Below are 21,295 nucleotides of genomic sequence, written 5' to 3'. Positions count from 1 at the left end.
TGGGCGGGGCATCTTTGCCCACCTGATCCCGCCCCGATCTTCGTAGGGAATTTGCATGTTCGCCGGCCTCGCCAAATCGCTCTTCGGCTCGTCCAACGACCGCTATGTCGCCAAGCTGCGCAAGATCGTTGATGTCATCAACAGTCACGAGCCGACCTTCGAGGCGATGGGCGACGAGCAATTGCAGGGCATGACGCAGGTCTTCCGCGACCGCCACGAGGCGGGCGAGAGCCTCGACGACCTGCTGCCCGAAGCCTTTGCGGTGGTGCGCGAGGCGGCCAAGCGCACGCTCGGCCAGCGTCACTATGACGTGCAGATGATCGGCGGCATCGCGCTCCATCGCGGCGAGATCGCCGAGATGCGCACGGGCGAGGGCAAGACGCTGGTCTCGACGCTGGCGGCCTATCTCAACGCCATTCCGGGCAAGGGCGTCCATGTCGTCACCGTGAACGACTATCTGGCCAAGCGCGACGCCGAGTGGATGGGCAATGTCCACCGCTTCCTCGGCCTGTCGGTGGGCGTCATCGTGCCCAACATGATGGAGCCCGACCGGCGCAATGCCTACAAGGCCGACATCACCTACGCGACCAACAACGAGCTCGGCTTCGATTACCTGCGCGACAACATGAAGATGAACCGGAGCCAGATGGTGCACCGGCCCTTCAACTTCGCCATCGTCGACGAGGTCGACTCGATCCTGATCGACGAGGCGCGTACGCCGCTGATCATCTCGGGCCCGACCGACGACAAGTCCGAGCTCTACATCAAGGTCGATGCCATCGTTCGCCACCTCGTCGAGGAGGATTACGAGAAGGACGAGAAGATGCGTTCGGTCGTCCTCACCGAGGAAGGCACCGAGAAGCTGGAACGGCTGCTCGAGGCCGAAGGACTCATCGAGGGCTCGAACCTCTATGACGTCGCCAACACGCAGGTCGTCCACCACGTCAACCAGGCGCTGAAAGCCAATGTCCTGTTCAAGAAGGACACCGACTATGTCGTGAAGGACGACGAGGTCGTCATCATCGACGAGTTCACCGGCCGCATGATGGACGGCCGCCGCTGGTCCGATGGCCTGCACCAGGCGGTCGAGGCCAAGGAGGGCGTGCAGATCAAGCCCGAGAACCAGACGCTCGCCTCGATCACCTTCCAGAACTATTTCCGCATGTATCCGAAGCTCTCGGGCATGACCGGCACGGCCGCCACCGAAGCGCCCGAATTCCACGACATCTACGGCATGGACGTGGTGTCGATCCCGACCAACCTGCCGGTCCAGCGGATCGACGAGGAAGACGAGTTCTACAAGAATATCACCGACAAGTTCGCGGCGATCGCGAAAGAGATCAAGGAGCGCCAGGAGAAGGGCCAGCCCGTTCTCGTCGGCACCGTCTCGATCGAGAAGTCGGAAATGCTCGGCGAATTCCTCGAGAAGGAGGGCATCGCACACAATGTGCTCAATGCCCGCATGCACGAGCGTGAAGCGCATATCGTCGCGCAGGCGGGCCGCATCGGTGCGGTGACGGTCGCCACCAACATGGCCGGCCGCGGCACCGATATCCAGCTCGGCGGCAATGTCGACTTCCGTATCGAGGACGAATTGTCCGACATGGAGGACGGTCCCGCCAAGGACGCCGCCATCGAGAAGATCAAGGCCGAGGTCGCCGAAGAGCGCCAGAAGGTGAAGGACCTCGGCGGCCTGTTCATCCTCGCCACCGAGCGCCACGAAAGCCGCCGCATCGACAACCAGCTGCGCGGCCGCGCCGGTCGCCAGGGCGATCCCGGCATGAGCCGCTTCTACCTCAGCCTCGACGATGACCTGCTGCGCATCTTCGGGCCGCAGGCCGCCTTCGCCAAGCTGATGAACAAGAACCTGCAGGATGGCGAGGCGATCACCCATCCGTGGATCTCCAAGGCCATCGAGACCGCGCAGAAGAAGGTCGAGGCGCGCAACTATGACGTGCGCAAGCAGGTCGTCGAGTTCGACGACGTGATGAACGACCAGCGCAAGGTCATCTACGAGATGCGCGCCGACGTGATGGACGCCGACACCGTGGGCGATGTCGTCGAGGACATGCGCCACGACACCATTGCCGGTCTCGTTACCCACCACGCGCCTTTGGGCTCCTTCCCCGAACAGTGGGAAGTGGAGGAGATGAAGGCGAGCTTCGTGGAGGTCATGGGCCTCGACCTGCCGCTCGAGCAGTGGGTCGAGGAAGATACGGTCGACCAGGAGCTGTGGATCGACCGCATCGCCGACATCGCCGACGCCAAGATGGCCGAGAAGCTCGAAGGACTCGACCCCGAGCGCTGGACGCAGGCCGAGAAGCAGATCCTCATCTCCTCGCTCGACAGCCACTGGAAGGAGCATCTCGCGACGCTCGACAGCCTGCGCCAGGTCGTCGGCCTTCGCAGCTATGCCCAGAAGAAGCCGATCGACGAATATAAGAAGGAGGCCTTCCTCCTGTTCGAACGGCTGATGGTCACGCTGCGCGAGGAGGTCACCAAGACCATCATGCGCGCGCAGATCCAGGTCGAGCAGCCGACGACCCCGCCGCCGGTTCCGCACGTGCCCGACTTCATCACCTCCCATTTCGACCCGCTCTCGGGCGACGACAATACGGCCGACGTCGATGCCGCCACCGGCGCCATCATGTCGAGCCTGCCGCCGCGCCAGAGCCCCAAGCCCGCTGCGCCGCAGCCCGTCATGGACGCCGCGCCCGAAGGTGAATTCACGCCGCCGTCGAGCCGTAATGCGCCGTGCCCCTGTGGTTCGGGCCGCAAGTACAAGCACTGCCACGGGGCCATTTCCTAAGGACGACTATGCCTACCATCGACCGCTCCACTCTGCGTGCTGCCTATCGCGCGGAGGAAAATGCCATTGTCTCGGAGCGGATCGAACAGGCCCGCCTGAGCTCGTCGCAGGCCGATGAGGCCGAAGCGACCGCCGCCGCGCTGATCCGCGCCATGCGCGAACATAAGGCGGTCGGCATCGATGCCTTCATGCAGGCTTACGATCTCGGCTCGGACGAGGGCATCGCCCTGATGTGCCTTGCCGAGGCGCTGCTGCGCATTCCCGACGCCGAGACCATCGACGACCTCATCCACGACAAGCTGTCGGAGCGCGACTGGGCCGAGAATCTGGGCGCCTCTCGCTCGACCTTCGTCAACGCCGCAACCTTCTCGCTCCTCATGACCGGCAAGGTGCTCGAGGAAGCCAATGACGATGCGCGCAACTGGCGCGCCGCGCTCGGCCGCGCCGTGGGCCGCCTCGGCGAGCCAGTCATCCGCACCGCGGTCGGACAGGCGATGAAGATCCTCGGCAAGCAGTTCGTCTTCGGCCGCACCATCGACGAGGCGCTCGTGCGCGCCCGCCCCGAGATCAAGCGCGGGCTCAGCCACAGCTTCGACATGCTCGGCGAAGCGGCCATGACGCACGCCGATGCGGCGCGCTATGCCAAGGCCTATGAGGATGCCATCGACCGGCTTGCCGCCGAGGGCAGGGCGGACAGCTTCCATGGCGCCCCCGGCATCTCGGTCAAGCTCTCGGCGCTCCACCCGCGCTACGAGTGGAGCCATGCGGCCGAAGCCAAGGCCGCGATCCTCCCCGTCCTCACGAAGCTGGCACGCAAGGCTGCCGACGCCAACGTCCACCTCACCGTCGACGCCGAAGAGGCCGACCGGCTCGAGCTCAGCCTCGACATCATCGAGGCGATCGCGGCCGATGACAGCCTGTTCGCCGATGGCTGGGAAGGCTTCGGCATGGCGATCCAGGCTTATCAGAAGCGCGGGGTTCACACCTGCGACTGGGCCATTCGCCTTGCCCAGACCTATCGCCGCAAGCTGTTCGTGCGCCTCGTGAAGGGCGCTTATTGGGACACCGAGATCAAGGCCGCGCAGGTCGCCGGCCTCGAGGACTATCCGGTCTTCACCCGTAAGCTCGGTACCGACGTGTCCTATCTCGCCTGCGCGAGGAAGCTGCTCTCGGCGCCGGGCTCGATCTTCCCCGCCTTCGCCACGCACAATGCCAACACCATCGCCGCGATCAAGGCGATCGCCGGCCCGCGCCCCGGCGCGCCCGGCTTCGAATTCCAGCGGCTCCATGGAATGGGCGACGAGCTTTACACCGAGCTTCACGCGCTCGAGGACGGGCTCGGCGAAGAGCATAGCCCCGTGCGCATCTACGCACCCGTCGGCAGCCACAAGGAGCTGCTCGCCTATCTCGTCCGCCGCCTCCTTGAAAATGGCGCCAACTCCTCCTTCGTCAATCGCATCGCCGACGAGCGGGTGAGCGTGGAGGAACTGGTGCGCGATCCGGTCGCACTGATGGAAGCGGTCGAGCCCAAGCGCAATCCCGCCATCCCGCTGCCCAACCAGATCTTCGGCCTCGGGCGCCGCAACAGCGCGGGCGTCGACCTGTCCGATCCGCTCGTGCGCGAACCGCTGATGGCGCGCCTCGAAGCGCTCAAGGACGAAAGCTACGAGGCGATCCCCACCGAGCGCTCGAAGGACGAGCACCCGGTGCGCCGCATCACCAGCCCGCATGACGACCGCATCGAGATCGGCCTCGTCCACGAGGCGACCGAAGGCGCGATCGACCGCGCGATGGAAGCCGCCGCTGCGGCCCAGCCCGCCTGGGACCAGCTCGGCGGCGAGAAGCGCGCGCAGCTCCTCGACAAGACCGCTGACCTGTTCGAAGAACATGCCGAGACCTTCTTCAGCCTGTGTATCCGCGAGGCGGGCAAGACGCTGCCCGACGCGATCCTCGAGGTGCGCGAGGCGGTCGACTTCCTTCGCTATTATGCCGCCGAGGCGCGGCAGAAATTCAGCCACCCGATCCCGCTGCCGGGCCCGACGGGCGAGTTGAACGAGCTGCGCCTTCACGGCCGCGGGGTATGGACCTGCATCAGCCCGTGGAATTTCCCGCTCGCGATCTTCACGGGACCTGTCGCCGCCGCGCTCGCCTCGGGCAATGCGGTGATGGCCAAGCCCGCCGAGCAGACGCCTCTGATCGCCGATTTCGCCATCGACCTGATGCACCAGGCCGGCATCCCGCGTGATATCGCCCAGTTCATGCCGGGCGACGGCAAGGTGGGGGCCGCGCTGGTCGCGCATCCGCTTACCGCCGGCGTCGCCTTTACCGGTTCGACCGAGACCGCGCGCATCATCAACCGCACCATCGCCGACCGGCAGGACGGCCCCATCGTCCCGCTGATCGCGGAGACCGGCGGGCAGAATGCGATGATCGTGGATTCATCGGCGCTGCCTGAACAGGTGACGCGCGACGTGGTCGCCTCCTCCTTCCAGTCGGCGGGCCAACGCTGCTCGGCGCTGCGCGTCCTCTATATCCAGGACGATGTCGCCGACGGCATGATCGAGATGATCAAGGGCGCGCTGGAGGCGCAGCATATCGGCGATCCGAGGCTGCTCACCACCGATGTCGGCCCCGTCATCGATGCGCAGGCACGACAGGCGCTCCGTCGCCACCTCGACTGGCTCGATCATCATGCCAAATGCGTGGTTCGCCGCGACGTGCCCGAGGAGCTGGACGCATTCGGCTATTTCGTCAGCCCGAGCATCTACGAGATCGAATCGCTGGCCCAGCTGCAGGGCGAGAATTTCGGTCCGATCCTGCACATCATCCGCTGGAAGGCGGGTGAACTCGACAAGGTCGTCGAGGCGATCAACTCGACCGGCTACGGCCTCACGCTGGGCCTCCAGAGCCGCATCGACCTCAACCGTCGATATGTCGAAAAGCATGCGCGCGTCGGCAACCTCTACGTCAACCGCAACCAGATCGGCGCGGTGGTCGAGAGCCAGCCTTTTGGCGGCGAGGGCCTCAGCGGCACCGGCCCCAAGGCAGGCGGTCCCAACTATGTCGAACGCTTCGCCACCGAACGCGTGACCTGCGTCGACACGACGGCGGCGGGCGGCAACGCGAGCCTGATGGCGAGCCTCGAAGGCTAGCTCGGAGAGACGTTCCGTAACCTGAAGGGGATGGGGCAACCCGTCCCCTTTTTGCTGGGCGATGTCCGTTTCGGTAGGCCCAAACGACTTGAGGCGCGATCCGAAGACCGCGCCTCAACCTACTGCCTGCGAAGGAAAAATGGCTCCCCGAGTTGGATTCGAACCAACGACCAAGTGATTAACAGTCACCTACTCTACCGCTGAGCTATCGGGGAGCAGCCCGAAGGCAGTGGCAATGCGTATAGCGCGTGATTTTCGTGATGCAACCGCTTTTTATCCGGTTTCGAACTGCTCCAATGCGATGCGTTCATCGAGCGCATGATCGGGGTCGAAAAGCAGCGTCATCGGGCGTGCGCGGTCGAGCGTGACGGTCACCTCGGCGACGTCGCGCACCTCAAATTGGTCGGCCACCGCCGAGACCGGACGGTCCTCCGGATCATGGACTCGGAAGGTGACTTCGGTGTCCTCGGGCAGGATGGCGCCGGGCCAGCGGCGCGGGCGGAAGGGCGAGATGGGGGTGAGCGCGAGCATGTTCGCGGACAGGGGCAGGATCGGTCCGCCGGCAGACAGGTTGTAGGCGGTCGAGCCCGCGGGGGTCGCCACCATCACCCCGTCGCACACCAGTTCCTCGATGGCGGGGCGTCCCGCCACACGAATAGCGATCTTGGCCGTTCGACCGGTCTCGCGGAGCAGGCTGATCTCGTTGATGGCGGGCCGGGTGATGACGGTGCCGTCGACCATCGTCGCCTTCATCTTGAGGGGCAGGATGTCGATCGGCTTGGCCGCCGCGATCCGCGCCGCGAGGTCGTTCTCGCGCCATTCGTTCATAAGAAAACCGTAGGTCCCGCGGTTCATCCCGAAGACGGGACGGGCGGGAATTTCCTGCTCGAGCATCTGGTGCAGCGTGCGCAGCATGAAGCCGTCGCCGCCGATGGCCAGCACCGTGTCGGCCTCCTCGATGGGTGCGAAATCGAATCGCTTCCGCAACGAGTCGCCCGCTGCCGCCGCACTGGCGCGGCGCGACACGGCGAGGCCGATCCGGGGCGATTTATCCATCGAAAATCCCTCTTTTGCGTGGGTCTTGGCCCAAGGCATAGGAGAATGGTCCGCTTTAGGCTACTGTCTCATAGAGGGGCAGGGGACAGATGGTCCATTGCGCCTCGAGGAAGAGGAGAGTGGATTAGGGGCCATGTTGCACCGTTCCGATCCCGCGGCGAACGATATGGACGTTCACGAACACGACCCCGACCTGTTCGAGGCCCTGACCGAACGCGCGATCTCGATCCACTACCAGCCCATGATCGACCTGCATTCCGGACGCGTCATCGCGGCCGAGGCGCTGGCGCGTTGGGAGCCCACGGGAACGGGCGCCGATGCTTTGTTCCAGAGGGCTCGCGCGGCCCAGCTAGAGGGCCCGCTGTCGCGCTCGGTGCAATATGATGCGCTCGAGAAGGCCGCTCAGTGGGAAGGGCCGCTGGGCGAAATCGGCCTGTCGTTGAACCTGCTCCCCGACGAGCTGATGGACCGGGATTTTCCCGAAAGCTTCATGGACATGCTGCGCGACAGCGGGTTTCCGCCCGAACGGCTGACGCTGGAACTGGTCGAAAACGGCCATGTCACCGAGCATCCGGAGGCGGCGCGGCGGCTCATGAAGCTTCGCACGCTTGGCGTCCGCATCGCGGTCGACGATTTCGGCACCGGCTATTCGAGCCTCGCCTATCTCACCAGCCTGCCGATCGACACGCTCAAGATCGACCGCGGGCTGATCGCCGACATCGTCGGCGGCGACAAGGACCGCATCGTCGTGCGCGCGCTCCTCAAGATGGCGCAGGAGCTCGGCATGCGCACCGTGGTCGAAGGCGTCGAGAATGCCGCGCAGCTCGACCTGCTCGGCGAATGGGGCGCCGATCTCTACCAGGGATTCCTCGGTTCGGGCCCGCTAGACGAGGATGCGCTCGGCCGCTTCGTCGCCTTCGCCAACCGCGAGCGCCACTAGGCCGGTTCGGCTTCCTTCTTCGCTTCCTTCGCCGCTGCCCTCGCGACCTTCGACAGGCCGCGGCTGAGCTGTAGCGCGCCGTTGATGCGGTCATGTTCGCCCGGCCAGTTGCCCGAGACGACGAGCTTCCCGTCGGGACGAAGGCGCGCACGGCCCTTGAGCCGCTCGACATAGGCGATGAGCCCGGGCACGTCGGCAAAGCCTTCCTTGGCGAACTGGACGACCGCGCCTTTGGCGCCAGCATCCATCTTGGCAATGCGTGCCTTGCGGCAATTGACCTTGATCTCGATGACCTCGAGCAAATTCTGCGTCTCTTGCGGAAGCTTGCCGAAGCGGTCGATCAGCTCGGCGGCGAAGGCGTCGATGTCGGCACGGCTCTCGAGATCGCCGAGGCGGCGGTAGAGGCCCATGCGCAGGTCGAGGTCGGAGACATAATCCTCGGGGATGAGGATGGGCGCCGCGACATTGATCTGTGGGTTGAGGCTGTCGCCCGACACATCGCCGCCGCCGTCGGCCTTGATCTGGACGATCGCCTCCTCGAGCATCGACTGGTAAAGCTCGAAACCGACCTCCTTGATGTGGCCCGACTGCTCGTCGCCGAGCAGGTTGCCCGCGCCGCGCAGGTCGAGATCATGGCTGGCGAGCTGGAAGCCCGCGCCGAGGTTGTCGAGATTGGCGAGCACCTGGAGGCGCTTTTCCGCGCTGTCCGAGACAAGGTGCGGCTCGGGCGTCGTCAGATAGGCATAAGCCCGCGTCTTGGAGCGACCGACGCGCCCGCGCAGCTGGTAGAGCTGGGCGAGGCCGAAGCGGTCGGCGCGGTGGACGATCAGCGTGTTGGCGCTCGGGATGTCGAGCCCGCTTTCGACGATGGTGGTCGACAGCAGCACGTCATATTTGCGATCGTAGAAGGCGCTCATCCGCTCCTCGACCTCGGTCGGGCTCATCTGGCCGTGGGCAACCAGATACTTCACCTCGGGCACTTCGTCGCGCAGATACTCCTCGATCGCGGGAAGGTCGGCGATCCGGGGCGCCACATAGAAGCTCTGCCCGCCGCGATAATGTTCGCGCAGCAGCGCCTCGCGCACGACGACGGGGTCGTGCGGCATGACATAGGTGCGCACCGCGAGGCGATCGACCGGCGGGGTCTGGATGACGCTGAGGTCGCGCAGGCCCGTCATCGCCATCTGCAGCGTGCGCGGGATCGGCGTGGCGGTGAGGGTGAGGACGTGGACGTCCGACTTCAGCGCTTTCAGGCGCTCCTTGTGGGCGACACCGAAATGCTGCTCCTCGTCGACGATGACGAGGCCGAGCTTCTTGAACTTCACCGACTTGCCGAGCAGGGCGTGGGTGCCGATCACGATGTCGACGCTGCCCTTCTCCAGCCCTTCCTTGGTCTTCTTGGCCTCGGCGGGGGTCACGAGCCGCGACAAGCGCCCGATCTCGACAGGAAAGCCCTGGAAGCGTTCGCAGAAGTTCTGGAAATGCTGGCGCGCGAGGATGGTGGTGGGCGCCACGACCGCGACCTGGAAGCCGGCCATTGCCGCGACGAAGGCGGCGCGGAGCGCGACCTCGGTCTTGCCGAAACCGACATCGCCGCAGACGAGCCGGTCCATCGGCCGCCCGCTCTCGAGGTCGGCGAGGACGTCGGCGATGGCGCTCTCCTGGTCGTCGGTCTCTTCATAGGGGAAGCGGTCGACGAATTGCGGATAGGCGCTGTCGACGGGGGCGGGCTGGCCTTCGCGGAGCGCGCGTTCGGCGGCGACCTTGATGAGCTTGCCCGCAATCTCGCGGATCCGCTCCTTCATTTTCGCCTTGCGCCGCTGCCACGCCTCGCCGCCGAGGCGGTCGAGCGTCACGCCTTCCTCGCCCGAACCGTAGCGCGAGAGAACGTCGATATTCTCGACGGGGACGTAGAGCTTGTCCTCGCCCGCATATTCGAGCGAGACGCAATCGTGCGGGCTGCCGCCGACCTCGATGGTGACGAGGCCCTTATATTTGGCGATGCCATGCTCGTCGTGGACGACGAGGTCGCCCGGCGTCATCGCCGACAGTTCGGCCATGAAGGCGTCGGCGGACTTCTTGCGCTTGGCGCGGCGGACGAGACGGTCGCCGAGCATGTCCTGTTCGGACAGGACGGCGACCTCGTCAGTGGTGAAGCCATGGTCGAGCGGCAGGACCATGAGCGCGGGCGCCTTGCCGCCGAGCGCTTCCTGCCAGGTTGCCGCCATGCGGCGGGCCTCGACGCCATGATCCTTGAGGAGACCGTCGAGGCGTTCGCGCGCGCCTTCGGAGTAGCTCGCCAGCACGACCGTGCGCCCGCCCTTGGACAGGTTGGCGATATGGTCGGCGACGGCCTCGTAGACATTGGCGTTTTGTGCACGCTCGGGGGCGAAATCGCGTGGGCCGTTCACGCCCACATCGATCGTGTCGTCGCCCGACGGCGCGGGGAAGGGGGTGGCGAGATGGACGGGGAGCGACTGCTTTTCCCCGGACCACTCCTCATCGGTGAGGTAGAGCGCGGAGGGGGGCAACGGTCGATAGCTGCCCGCTTCCTGCGCCTCGACCCGGCGCCGGTTCTGGAAATAGTCTTCCACCGCTTCGAGCCGCGAGCCCAATGCGGCGTCGGCATTGGCATCGCGGATCACCACGTCATGCTCGCCGACATAGTCCTCGAGCGTCGCCAGCGTCTCCTCGAACAGCGGCAGCCAATGCTCCATGCCGGCGAGGCGGCGCCCGTCGCTCACCGCTTCGTAGAGCGGGTCGCCCGTCGCGGTGGCGCCGAATTTCTCGCGGTAGCGCGAGCGGAAGCGCTTGATGCTCTCCTCGTCGAGCAGCGCCTCGGAGGCGGGCATGAGGGTGAAGCCCTCGACCCGCCCCGTGGAGCGCTGGTCGGTCGGATCGAAGGCCCGCATCGTCTCGATCTCGTCGCCGAAGAAGTCCAGGCGCACCCCCGAGGAAAAGCCCGCGGGGAAGAGGTCGACGATGGCGCCGCGCACGGCGAATTCACCCGCGTCATGCACCGCGTCGACCCGCGCATAGCCATTGGCCTGGAGGAGCCTGACCAGCGTGTCGCGCTCGATTTCGCTGCCTTCGGTGAGGCGGCGCACGAGACCCTTGATGCGGTCGGGACAGAGCATGCGCTGGGCGACTGCGGTGGCGGTGGTGACGACGAGCTGCGGCTTTTTCGGCGAACGGGCGATGCGGGCAAGCGCTCCCATGCGGTCGGCCATGACTTTCAGCGCGGGGCTGGCACGGTCATAGGGCAGGCAGTCCCATGCCGGCAGCTGGATGACCTGAACCTCGGGCGCGAAGATCGGCGCGGTGTCGGCGATCGCACGCAGCGCGGCCTCGTCGGCAGCGATGATCCACGCCCGGCCCCCGCGGTCGGCGGCGGCGCGGGCAAGGTCGCCCGCCAGCCACGGCAGGTAGCCGGTCGGCGCGCTCGCCAGCGTGAGCGGCGCGGACGCCTTGAGGATGGCAGGGACGGTCTCGCTCAACGCGCGATCCGGATGAAGTCGAGTTTCTGGAGCTTTTCGAGCATGGGACCCTGATAACGCTCGGGCACGGGCAGGGTGCCGATCGCCCAGGCCATGATATCGACGTCCTGTTCCTGCAGCAGCGCCTCGAACCAGTCCATGTCGGCCTCGGTCATGCTTTCATGATGTGCGTCGAAGAAGCCGCCGATCATCATGTCGGCCTCGCGTGTGCCGCGATGGTGACTGCGATATTTGAGGGCGCCCAGTTTGCTCTTCAAACGCTCGTCCATGGCTCATCCTTCACACGGAAAAAGCCCGCTAGGCGCATCGCCAGCGGGTCGGTTGCCGCCCATGTAAGGACTGGGTTCGCGAAAAGCTAGGGAGCCGGTCGGGGGTGGGGAGGGACCGGCTCCCTCGCGTCGCGTCTAGTGATCGCCCATGCCGGGCGCATGCTCGCAGGTCACATTGGGATTGTACTGCGCATAAAGGCCATTGGGGTTGGGCTCGTGGACCCAGACATGGAGATCGTAATGCGGCATGAAACCGTGCGCCTCGTCGAGCTCGGTCGCAGGATCGTCGGCCATGTAATTGTAGAGCCGGCCGCGGAAGTTCGGTCGGCGCCCGCCATTTTCCGCATCCCATGCTGCCTTGAAGACGAGGTTCTCGACCGCCACGAGCTTCATCGAGCCATCGGCCTGCGGCTCGTAGACGAGGACAGCGGGCTGGTTGAAGTCGGTATGGGTGCCGACGCCATCGACGCGTGGCTCGAAGGCGGTCAGCTTGAGAAGGTCGGGGCGGGCATAATGCACGCCCATCGCGCCGAGCGCGGGATCCTTGCCCATCATCGCGGCGGTCTCGCACGGGCTCGCGGGGACATAGCCCTCGGCCTCGGCCACCGCGACGTCCTTATACTTTTCCGTGATCGCGCGGATCTGGTGCACCGAGGGATCGGGCTGGCTGCGCGGCGGCACCGCCTGCGCCATCGAGGCGATCATCGCCACGCCCGCGGCGGCACTGAGCAATTTTACGGTCATCGAACATTCCCCTGTTAACTTTGCGTTATCACGCTCGCTGGCCGGGAGTGTCCGCGAAGCGCTTGACCTCGCCAATAGAAATGGTCGAAACAGGCTATTCAGTTTTGAATAGGGGGCGAGATTGCAGGACGACCTGTCGATCTTCATCGCGTTGATGCAGGAGGGCACGACCGGCCGCGCCGCCGAGCGCGCGCGCTGCAGCCAGCCCACCGTGGTGCGCCGGATCGCCGCGCTCGAGGACAGCCTCGGCCTCAACCTCTTTGAGCGCAGCGCGCAGGGCTATGTCCCGACCGACCATGCCCGCGCGCTCGAACCGCATGCCCAGCGCGTCGCCATCGCGCGCCAGCGGTTCGAGGACCACGCCCGAGCGCTGGCCGATGCCGGTGACGACACCATCCGCGTCACCTTCCTCGACGATTTCCGCCGCCAGATGCTGCCCGCCTTCCGCGCCTTCAACGCGCGCTGGCCAGAGACGCGGCTGCAGCTCATTCCGTCCTACCGGATGGTCGATCTCGCCCGCGGGGAAGCCGACATTGCCCTGCGCGGCCGCACGGCGCCCGAAGATGACGATGTCGTCGTGAAGGCGCTGCCCACGCCGGGCTGGGCGGTCTATGTGAGCGCCGGCGTCGAGAGCGTGCCGGCCACGCTGGGCGAGATCGACCCGCAGCTGGTCGCGGGGCTCGACGGACCGCCGGGACGGCTGCTGCCGTTCGAACGCATCCGCGCCGTCGCTCGCGGCGCCGGGCAGTCGGTGATGGAATATCCGAGCTATAGCGCCCTCGTCTCGGCCATTTCCTCGGGTGTCGCCATCTCCGCGCTTCCGGTCGCGATGGGCGATCCGGAGAGCGAATTGCAGCGCGCCTTCCTGATCGAGGAGGACGAAGCCGTGCTGCCAGGTCTTTTCCTCGTCGGCCGTCGCAGCGCGCTGCGGCGTCGCCCCGTACGCGACCTTTTTGACGGCATCCTCGCCAGCTTCGAAGAGCAGCGCGCCGTGCTCACGGGACGGCCCGACTGATGCGGCCCGAAATCCTCCAGCCCCTGTTCGCCGAAACCACCGCGCTCGACGGCGTCGGTCCCAAGATCGCCAAGGCGCTCGCCAAGCTGAAGCTCGAGCGCTGCGTCGATCTCGCCTTCCATTTGCCCGCAGGCACCATCGAGCGTGTCGCGACCGACCGGCTCGGCCACGACCTTGTCGGGCGCCGCATCGTTATCACATTGACCCCGATGGACCTGCGCGAGGGCAGGGGACGGGCGCCGATGCGCATCTTCGCGGCCGACAGGGACGGCAACATGGTCGGGCTGACCTTCTTCAACCATCCGGGCTGGGCGAAAAAGCAGTTCCCGCTCGGCGAACCGGTGCGGATCACGGGCAAGCTCGACGCCTATGGCGAGGAGTTGCAGATCGTCCATCCCGAGAAGGTCGACGAGGACCCGCCACTGTCGGAGCCTGTCTATCCCCTGTCCGAGGGACTGACCAACAAGCGGATGCGCGATCTTGTCCGGCAGGTGCTCGAGCGGGCGCCCGAACTGCCCGAATGGATCGAGCCGTCGGTGAAATCGGAGCGCGGCTTTGCCGACTGGCGGGGAGCGCTGGCGGCCACGCATCGAGACCCCAAGGAAGAGATTGCCAAGGCGCGGCTCGCCTATGACGAGATTTTTGCCAACCAGCTCACCCTCCTCCTCGTGCGCCAGTCGGCACGGCGGCGCGCCACGCGCCCGCTCGAGGGCGACGGTAGCCTGTCGGGGAAGCTGGAAATCCCCTTCGAGTTGACCAATGCTCAGGCGCGCTGCGTTGGCGAGATCCGCGGCGACATGGCGCAGGAGCGCCCCATGCTGCGCCTGCTGCAGGGCGATGTCGGCTCGGGCAAGACGCTCGTCGCACTGCTCGCCATGCTCGAGGCCGTGGAAGCGGGCGCGCAGGCGGCGATGCTGGCCCCCACCGAAATCCTCGCGCGCCAGCACTATGAGGGGCTCAGGAAGCTCGCCGAGCCGATCGGGGTTCGCGTCGCCATCCTCACCGGGCGCGACAAGGGAAAGGTGCGCGAATCCACGCTGATGGGGCTCGCCGACGGATCGATCCACATCCTCGTCGGTACCCACGCGATCTTCCAGCAGGCCGTCACCTATCATGACCTCGGCCTCGTCGTGGTCGACGAACAGCACCGTTTCGGCGTGTCGCAGCGACTGATGCTGTCGGAGAAGGGCAAGCGTCCGCCGCATCTCCTCGCCATGACCGCGACGCCGATCCCGCGCACGCTGACGCTGACCCAATATGGCGAGATGGACGTGAGCCGGATCGACGAATTGCCGCCCGGCCGCCAACCCATCGAGACGCTGGTCGTGTCCGAGGAAAAGATCGCCGACGTCCTCGCCGGCCTCGGTCGCCACATCGACAGCGGCGGGCAGGCCTATTGGGTCTGTCCGCTGGTCGAGGAGAGCGACAAGTCCGACGCCGCCGCCGCCGAGGAGCGCGCCGAGGTTCTGAAGGCACGCTTCCCCGACAAGGTCGGGCTCGTCCATGGCCGCATGAAAGGCGAGGAGAAGGATGCGGTGATGGAGCGCTTCGCGCGCGGCGACCTCGCCGTCCTCGTCGCGACCACCGTCATCGAGGTCGGTGTCGACGTGCCCAATGCCACACTGATGATCATCGAGGGGGCCGAGCGTTTCGGCCTTGCCCAGCTCCACCAGCTGCGCGGGCGCGTCGGGCGAGGGACCGGCAAGAGCCGCTGCCTCCTGCTGCGCGGGAACAACCTGTCGGAAACGGGCCGCGCGCGGCTCGCCCTGATGCGCGAGACCAATGACGGTTTTCGGATCGCCGAGGAGGATCTACGGTTACGCGGGCCTGGCGAGATCCTCGGCACGCGCCAGTCGGGCGACCATGTGTTCAAGCTCGCCGAAGCCGAGGACATCGCCGCGCTTGCGCCCGCCGCGCAGGCCGATGCGCAATTGCTTCTCGACCGCGACGGCGGCCTCGAGGGCCCGCGCGGCCAGGCCGCGCGCACCTGTCTCTACCTGTTCGAACGCGACGCCGCGGTGGGGCTGCTCAAGGGCGGCTAGGCCGTCAGCAATCCGTGCTTCTTCTTGCCGAGGCTGAGTTTCACCGGGTCGCCCGTGACCGTGACGAGCAGCTGCGGATCGTTGACGACAACCTCGTCCAGCTTGACCGCGCCTTCCTTGATCTTGCGCTTGGCCTCGCCGTTAGACGCGCAGAAGCCGAGGCCGACCAGCGCCGCCATGATGCCGATCTCGCCACCGGTGGCGATGCTCGGCAAGTTCTCGTCGCTCGCGCCTTCCTCGAATGTCTTGCGCGCGGTCTCGGCGGCTTCCTTCGCCGCTTCCTCGCCGTGGAGCATCGCGGTGGTCGCATTGGCGAGCGCGATCTTGGCCTCGTTGATGTCGGCGCCGGTGAGGTTCGACAGGCGGTCGATTTCCGAGAGCTCGACGTCGGTGAAGAGCTTGAGGAACTTGATGACGTCGGCATCGGCGGTGTTCCGCCAGAACTGCCAGTAATCATAGGGCCCGAGCTGGTCGGCATTGAGCCACACCGCGCCTGCGGCCGTCTTGCCCATCTTCTTGCCGTCGGCAGTGGTGATGAGCGGGGTGGTGATGCCGAACAGCTCCTCCGCGCCGCCCATGCGGCGGGTGAGTTCGATCCCGTTGACGATATTGCCCCACTGGTCCGACCCGCCCATCTGCAGGCGGCAACCGTAGCGCTCGTTGAGCTCGCGGAAGTCGTAGGCCTGGAGGATCATGTAGTTGAACTCGAGGAAGGTGAGCGGCTGCTCGCGCTCGAGCCGCAGCTTCACGCTGTCGAAGGTCAGCATCCGGTTGATGGTGAAATGCGGACCGACGTCGCGCAACAGGTCGAGATAGTTGAGCGAGCCGAGCCACTCGTCATTGTTGATCATGATCGCGCCCGTTTCGCTGTCGTCGAAATCGAGGAAGCGCTCGAACACCTTGCGGATCGAGGCGATATTGGCCTCGATGCCGGCCTCGTCGAGGAGCTTGCGGCTCTCGTCCTTGCCCGAAGGATCGCCGACCTTGGTGGTGCCGCCGCCCATCACGACGATGGGGCGGTGGCCAGCCTGCTGGAGACGGCGCAGCAGCATGATCTGGACGAGGCTGCCGACATGCAGCGAGGGCGCTGTAGCGTCGAAGCCGACATAGCCGGTGATGACCTCCTTGGTCGCGAGGGTGTCGAGACCCTCGGCGTCGGTGGTCTGGTGGATATAGTCGCGGCTCGACAGAAGCTCGAGGAGGCTGCTCTTGTAGGTCGTCATGGCCGCTCCGATAGCAAGAGCTATCGCCCCTTGCCACAGGAAGGTGAGGGGGGCATGCGGGAGCGATGTTCACGCTTGCCCCGCATCCCGACCATCCGCCGCGCGCTGTGCGCGGGATTTCGGTCGCGCTCGTCGCCGATGACGAGCGCATCGGGCTGACCTACAGGATGCGCGGCGACCTTTCGAAGATCAGACTGCCCGCGCTCGGCAAGCTCAGGCGCGAGGACCGCCTGTGGCGCTCGACCTGTTTCGAGATTTTCCTGCGACACGGCCCCGTCGGTTACCGCGAGTACAATTTCGCCTCCGACGGCCGCTGGTCGGCCTATCGCTTCGCCCGCTACCGCCATGCGCGGTCCAACCTGCCCAACCGTTGTCTCATCGAAACGCGGGCAGAGGAGGGGCTGTTCGTCCTGTCCGCCCATGTCATGGGACAGAAGGTCGCGGGCCACGAGATCGGCCTGTCGACCATTGTCGAGGAAGAGGATGGCACGATGAGCTATTGGGCCCTGTCGCACCCCGAGGGACCCGCCGACTTCCATCACGACGACTGCTTCACCCTGTCAGGAGACGATCTTTGAAATTCGGTATCGACCGACTGCTCGCCGATCCCGCGCTTCGCCGCGAGCTCAAGGGACGGCGCGTTGCGCTTTGCGCGCATCCCGCCTCGGTCACCGAAAACCTCGTCCATTCGATGGATGCGCTCGCCATGCTCGATGACGTACAGCTGACCGCCGCCTTCGGGCCGCAGCATGGCATCAAAGGCGACAAGCAGGACAATATGGTCGAGACGCAGGACGAGGTGGACCCCGTTCACGGCGTCCCCGTCTTCAGCCTCTATGGCGAGGTGCGCCGCCCGACCGGCCAGTCGATGGGCACTTTCGACGTGATCCTCATCGACCTGCAGGACCTCGGCTGCCGTATCTACACCTTCATCACGACGCTGCTTTACATCCTCGAGGAGGCGGCAAGGCACGGCAAGGAAGTGTGGGTGCTCGACCGCCCCAATCCCGCCGGTCGCCCGATCGAGGGGCTGACGCTGCTGCCGGGCTACGAAAGCTTCGTTGGCGCGGGGCCCATCCCGATGCGGCACGGCCTTACGCTCGGCGAGCTCGGCCACTGGTTCATCAAGCACTTCAAGCTCGACGTCGCCTACAAGGTCATCGAGATGGAAGGCTATGATCCCGAGGCCGGCCCCGGCTTCGGTTGGCCGACCGAGCGCCTGTGGATCAACCCGTCGCCGAACGCGCCCAACCTCAACATGGCGCGCGTTTATGCCGGCACGGTGATGCTCGAGGGTGCGACGCTGAGCGAGGGCAGGGGGACGACCCGCCCGCTCGAGCTGTTCGGCGCGCCCGACATCAACGCGCGCACGGTCATCGCCGAGATGCAGCGCCTCGCCCCGCAATGGCTCACCGGCTGCGCGCTGCGCGAGACATGGTTCGAGCCGACCTTCCACAAGCATGTCGGCCAACTGTGCCACGGCGTCCACATCCACGCCGAGGGCAAGTTCTACGACCATCACGCCTTCAAGCCGTGGCGCGTGCAGGCGCTGGGCTTCAAGGCGATCCGCACCATCTTCCCCGAATATGACCTGTGGCGCGGGGAGGAATTCAAATATGAATATACCGAAGGCCATCTCGCCATCGACATCATCAACGGCGGGCCCGGGCTTCGCGAATGGGTCGACGACGAGAGCGCCGAGCCGAGCGATCTCGACGCGCTGACCGTGCCTGACGAAAAGGCATGGGAAGAGGAGCGCGCCGCGCACCTCCTCTACTGATTCTTACTGCTTGCGGCTCAACTCGCGCATCGCCGCGTCGAGCCCGTCGAGCGTCAGCGGGTACATGCGGTCGTCCATCAAATCCTTGAGGATTCGCGTCGAATAGCTGTGGTTCCAATAGCCCTCGTTCATCGGGTTGAGCCACACCGCGCTCTTATACTGGTCGGTCAGCCGCTGCATCCAGGTGGCGCCGGCCTCCTCGTTATAATGCTCGATCGCCCCGCCCGGGTGGGTGATCTCGTAAGGGCTCATCGAGGCGTCGCCGACGATCACCAGCTTATGGTCGGGTCCGAACTTGTGGATGACGTCGAGCGTCGGCGTCTGGTCGTCCCAGCGCCGCCGGTTCTCCTTCCACACGCCCTCGTAGATGCAATTGTGGAAATAGTAGTGCTCGAGGTGCTTGAACTCCGAGCGCGCCGCCGAGAACAGCTCCTCGACCTGCTTGATATGCGGGTCCATCGACCCGCCCACATCGAGGAAGAGGAGGAGCTTGACCGCATTGTGCCGCTCGGGGCGCATCTTCACGTCGAGCCAGCCCTGCCGTGCAGTGCCCTCGATCGTGCGTTCGAGATCCAGTTCCTCGGCCGCGCCCTCGCGAGCGAAACGGCGCAGGCGCTTCAAAGCGACCTGGATGTTGCGCGTGCCGAGCGCGACATCGCCGTCCAAGTCCCTGAACAGTCGCTTTTCCCAGATCTTGACCGCGCGGCCATGCTTGCCGGGGCCGCCGATGCGAACGCCTGCCGGATTGTAGCCCGAATGCCCGAAGGGGGAGGTGCCCCCCGTGCCGATCCACTTCGACCCGCCTTGGTGGCGGCCTTCCTGCTCCTCGAGCCGCTTTTTCAGCGTCTCCATGATCTCGTCCCAGTCGCCCAGTTCCTTGATCGCCGCCATTTCCTCTTCGGAAAAAAAGCGCTCGGCGACGGCCTTCAGCCATTCCTCGGGCAGATCCACCGGCGACACTTCGCCCTCGGCGCGGGTCAGCCCCTTGAAGGTTTCGGCGAAAACCTTGTCGAAGCGGTCGAGCATTTTCTCATCGGACACATAGGTGGCGCGGGCGAGATAGTAGAATTGGGTGGGGTCGGCCTCGATGACCTCGCGGTCGAGCGCCTCCAGCAGCATCAGATGCTCCTTGAGGCTGGCCTTGAACCCGGCCTGCCGGAGTGCATCGAGGAAGGAAATGAACATAAGGCGAGGCTCTAGCGCGCGGGCAGGCGGCGGGCAAATGACATGCAAATGTCGGAAAGGTGACTTGGTTAACGAATTGGTGACAGATGATCGTTTAAGCCCGGTGTCAAATGGGGTGAAAAGGGATTAGCGAGCATGGCCACGCACGGCATCGAAGAAGTCACCGAAAACGCCATCCGGACGGTGGCGCGCGACTGCGGGTCGCTGAGCCTCGAGTGCAGTGACGTCGCGCAATATGTCGAGACGGTCACCGAGCGCGTGTCGGCCAGCCTCGAGACGCTGGACATGCTCGAACAGGTCACCGAACAGCTGATGCGCGACCAGGCCCGCGTGTCGGACTCGACCGACGAGGCCCGCCTCCTGTCTCAGCAGGCGAAGGAAAAGCTCGACCGCGGCCGTGTCGCCATCGAAAGCACCATCGAGGGTTTCCACGGCCTCACCGAACTGGTCGTCCAGCTCGGCGAGCGCATGGCGGGCTTTGCCAGCGCGATGAACCAGGTGCAGTCGGTGTCCTCGACCATCGAGACCATCGCCCGCAAGACCAACATGCTCGCCCTCAATGCCACCATCGAGGCGGCGCGCGCGGGCGATGCGGGACGCAGCTTCGCCGTCGTCGCGGCCGAGGTGAAGAAGCTCGCCCATGACACCCGCAACGCCACCGGCCAGATCGCCGAGACGCTCGGCGAGCTCACCCGCGAGGCCAATGCCGTCAACGACGAGATCACGAGCGGCGTCGACCGCAGCCGTGCCGCCCAGTCGGGCATCGCCACCATCAGCGAGACGGTGCGCGAAGTGTCCGAGATCGTCGGCATGGTGGATTCGCAGTCGGAGGGCATCGCCCAGTCGACCAGCCTCATCCAGACCAGCGTCGACAGCGTGAAGGCCGGCCTCAGCGAATTTTCGGGCGGTGCGCGCGCCAACAATGGCGAGCTCGTCCAGGCCAAGAAGCGGCTCGACCATCTCGAGGAAATGGCGAACGAAATGCTCGACACGCTCGCCAATTCGGGCGCCGAGATCGACGATACGCCCTTCATCGCCCGCGCCCAGGACGCGATGCGCGACATCCAGCGGGTCGTCGAGGCGGCGATCGATGCGGGCGAGATCGATCTCGAGAACGTGCTCGACCGCAATTATGTCGAGATCGAGGGCTCGAATCCCAAACAGTATCGCAACGGCTTCTGCGACTTCGCCGACCGCCACCTGCAGGCGATCCTCGATGCCTTCAAGGCCAGCGACAACCGCATCATCGCCTGCGCCATGACCGACGTGAACGGCTATCTGCCCACGCACCTGTCCGAGCGCAGCCAGCCCCAGGGCCATGACCCCGTGTGGAACGACAAGCATTGCCGCAACCGGCGCATCCTGATGGACGAGGCCACGCGCCGTGCGGTCGAGAGCGAGAAGGCGGCGACACTCTACACCTACCAGATGCAGATGGGCGACGAGAGCTTCCCCGTGAAAAACGTCTTCGTGCCGCTCCACATCAAGGGGCAGCGCTGGGGCAATTTCGAGCTCGCCTACCGCGACACCGCCGCGGGCTGAGCCGCCGGCGGCGGCGACCGCCGCGTCTTGCGGTCGCGCCA

The 21,295-nt window shown here is 65.7% G+C and carries 14 protein-coding genes and 1 tRNA gene; 8 read left to right on the top strand and 7 right to left on the bottom strand.

All coding sequences use genetic code 11. The annotated features are described in order from the left end of the window. Window positions 1-55 precede the first annotated feature (55 nt). On the top strand, window positions 56-2,809 hold the full coding sequence (gene secA, locus NUW81_RS01505; RefSeq protein ID WP_245109667.1) for a preprotein translocase subunit SecA: 2,754 nt from the start codon (window positions 56-58) through the stop codon (window positions 2,807-2,809). Window positions 2,810-2,817: 8 nt separating this feature from the next. Next, on the top strand, window positions 2,818-5,961 hold the full coding sequence (gene putA / locus NUW81_RS01500; RefSeq protein WP_245109665.1) for a bifunctional proline dehydrogenase/L-glutamate gamma-semialdehyde dehydrogenase PutA: 3,144 nt from the start codon (window positions 2,818-2,820) through the stop codon (window positions 5,959-5,961). Window positions 5,962-6,101: 140 nt separating this feature from the next. On the opposite strand, the gene NUW81_RS01495 is transcribed toward putA, so the two are convergent. Beyond that, window positions 6,102-6,176 (bottom strand) — tRNA-Asn (locus NUW81_RS01495). A 58-nt stretch (window positions 6,177-6,234) separates the two neighbouring features. Next, window positions 6,235-7,017 carry an NAD kinase gene (locus NUW81_RS01490; RefSeq protein ID WP_245109662.1) on the bottom strand — a complete coding sequence of 261 codons (783 nt, stop codon included), beginning with the start codon at window positions 7,015-7,017 and terminating at the stop codon, window positions 6,235-6,237. 133 nt (window positions 7,018-7,150) lie between these two features. Between NUW81_RS01490 and NUW81_RS01485 the strand changes: the two genes are divergently transcribed. Then, window positions 7,151-7,957: an EAL domain-containing protein gene (locus tag NUW81_RS01485; RefSeq protein ID WP_245109659.1), complete on the top strand. Its 807-nt coding sequence runs from the start codon at window positions 7,151-7,153 to the stop codon at window positions 7,955-7,957. On the opposite strand, the gene mfd is transcribed toward NUW81_RS01485, so the two are convergent. From mfd to NUW81_RS01470, 3 genes are all read right to left on the bottom strand, one after another. Continuing rightward, window positions 7,954-11,454, bottom strand: coding sequence for a transcription-repair coupling factor (gene mfd, locus NUW81_RS01480; RefSeq protein WP_245109657.1), 3,501 nt, complete (start codon window positions 11,452-11,454; stop codon window positions 7,954-7,956). The genes NUW81_RS01485 and mfd overlap by 4 nt on opposite strands. Then, window positions 11,451-11,723, bottom strand: a complete 273-nt coding sequence (locus NUW81_RS01475) for a succinate dehydrogenase assembly factor 2 (protein ID WP_245109654.1) — start codon at window positions 11,721-11,723, stop codon at window positions 11,451-11,453. The genes mfd and NUW81_RS01475 overlap by 4 nt, the downstream gene beginning before the upstream one ends. A gap of 135 nt (window positions 11,724-11,858) precedes the next feature. Next, window positions 11,859-12,467 carry a hypothetical protein gene (locus NUW81_RS01470; RefSeq protein ID WP_245109652.1) on the bottom strand — a complete coding sequence of 203 codons (609 nt, stop codon included), beginning with the start codon at window positions 12,465-12,467 and terminating at the stop codon, window positions 11,859-11,861. A gap of 121 nt (window positions 12,468-12,588) precedes the next feature. On the opposite strand from NUW81_RS01470, the gene NUW81_RS01465 reads away from it, so the two are divergent. Together NUW81_RS01465 and recG are read left to right on the top strand one after the other, a co-directional pair. Next, entirely contained in the window at window positions 12,589-13,482 is an 894-nt protein-coding gene (locus NUW81_RS01465) for a LysR family transcriptional regulator (RefSeq protein WP_245109632.1), read from the top strand. Beyond that, window positions 13,482-15,524: an ATP-dependent DNA helicase RecG gene (gene recG / locus NUW81_RS01460; protein ID WP_245109630.1), complete on the top strand. Its 2,043-nt coding sequence runs from the start codon at window positions 13,482-13,484 to the stop codon at window positions 15,522-15,524. The genes NUW81_RS01465 and recG overlap by 1 nt, the downstream gene beginning before the upstream one ends. On the opposite strand, the gene tyrS is transcribed toward recG, so the two are convergent. Next, a complete protein-coding gene (gene tyrS, locus NUW81_RS01455) occupies window positions 15,521-16,747 on the bottom strand; it encodes a tyrosine--tRNA ligase (protein WP_245109628.1) in 1,227 nt (408 codons plus the stop codon). The two genes, recG and tyrS, sit on opposite strands and share 4 nt — an antisense overlap. Before the next feature lie 65 nt (window positions 16,748-16,812). On the opposite strand from tyrS, the gene NUW81_RS01450 reads away from it, so the two are divergent. Together NUW81_RS01450 and NUW81_RS01445 are read left to right on the top strand one after the other, a co-directional pair. Next, window positions 16,813-17,325 (top strand): DOMON domain-containing protein, encoded by a 513-nt coding sequence (locus tag NUW81_RS01450; protein WP_245109625.1) that lies wholly within the window; start codon window positions 16,813-16,815, stop codon window positions 17,323-17,325. Then, window positions 17,322-18,527, top strand: a complete 1,206-nt coding sequence (locus tag NUW81_RS01445) for an exo-beta-N-acetylmuramidase NamZ family protein (protein ID WP_245109623.1) — start codon at window positions 17,322-17,324, stop codon at window positions 18,525-18,527. Before NUW81_RS01450 ends, NUW81_RS01445 begins: the two co-directional genes overlap by 4 nt. A gap of 3 nt (window positions 18,528-18,530) precedes the next feature. On the opposite strand, the gene NUW81_RS01440 is transcribed toward NUW81_RS01445, so the two are convergent. After that, entirely contained in the window at window positions 18,531-19,712 is a 1,182-nt protein-coding gene (locus NUW81_RS01440; protein ID WP_245109621.1) for a vWA domain-containing protein, read from the bottom strand. Between the two features lie 135 nt (window positions 19,713-19,847). Here NUW81_RS01440 and NUW81_RS01435 point away from each other — a divergent pair, with 135 nt between their 5' ends. Then, window positions 19,848-21,254, top strand: coding sequence for a methyl-accepting chemotaxis protein (locus tag NUW81_RS01435; protein WP_245109619.1), 1,407 nt, complete (start codon window positions 19,848-19,850; stop codon window positions 21,252-21,254). The last annotated feature ends 41 nt before the right edge of the window (window positions 21,255-21,295 follow it).

Source organism: Sphingomicrobium aestuariivivum (assembly GCF_024721585.1).
Lineage (GTDB): Bacteria > Pseudomonadota > Alphaproteobacteria > Sphingomonadales > Sphingomonadaceae > Sphingomicrobium > Sphingomicrobium aestuariivivum.
Note: the sequence above shows the minus strand (reverse complement) of the source record. Positions and strands in the feature narration are given on the sequence as shown.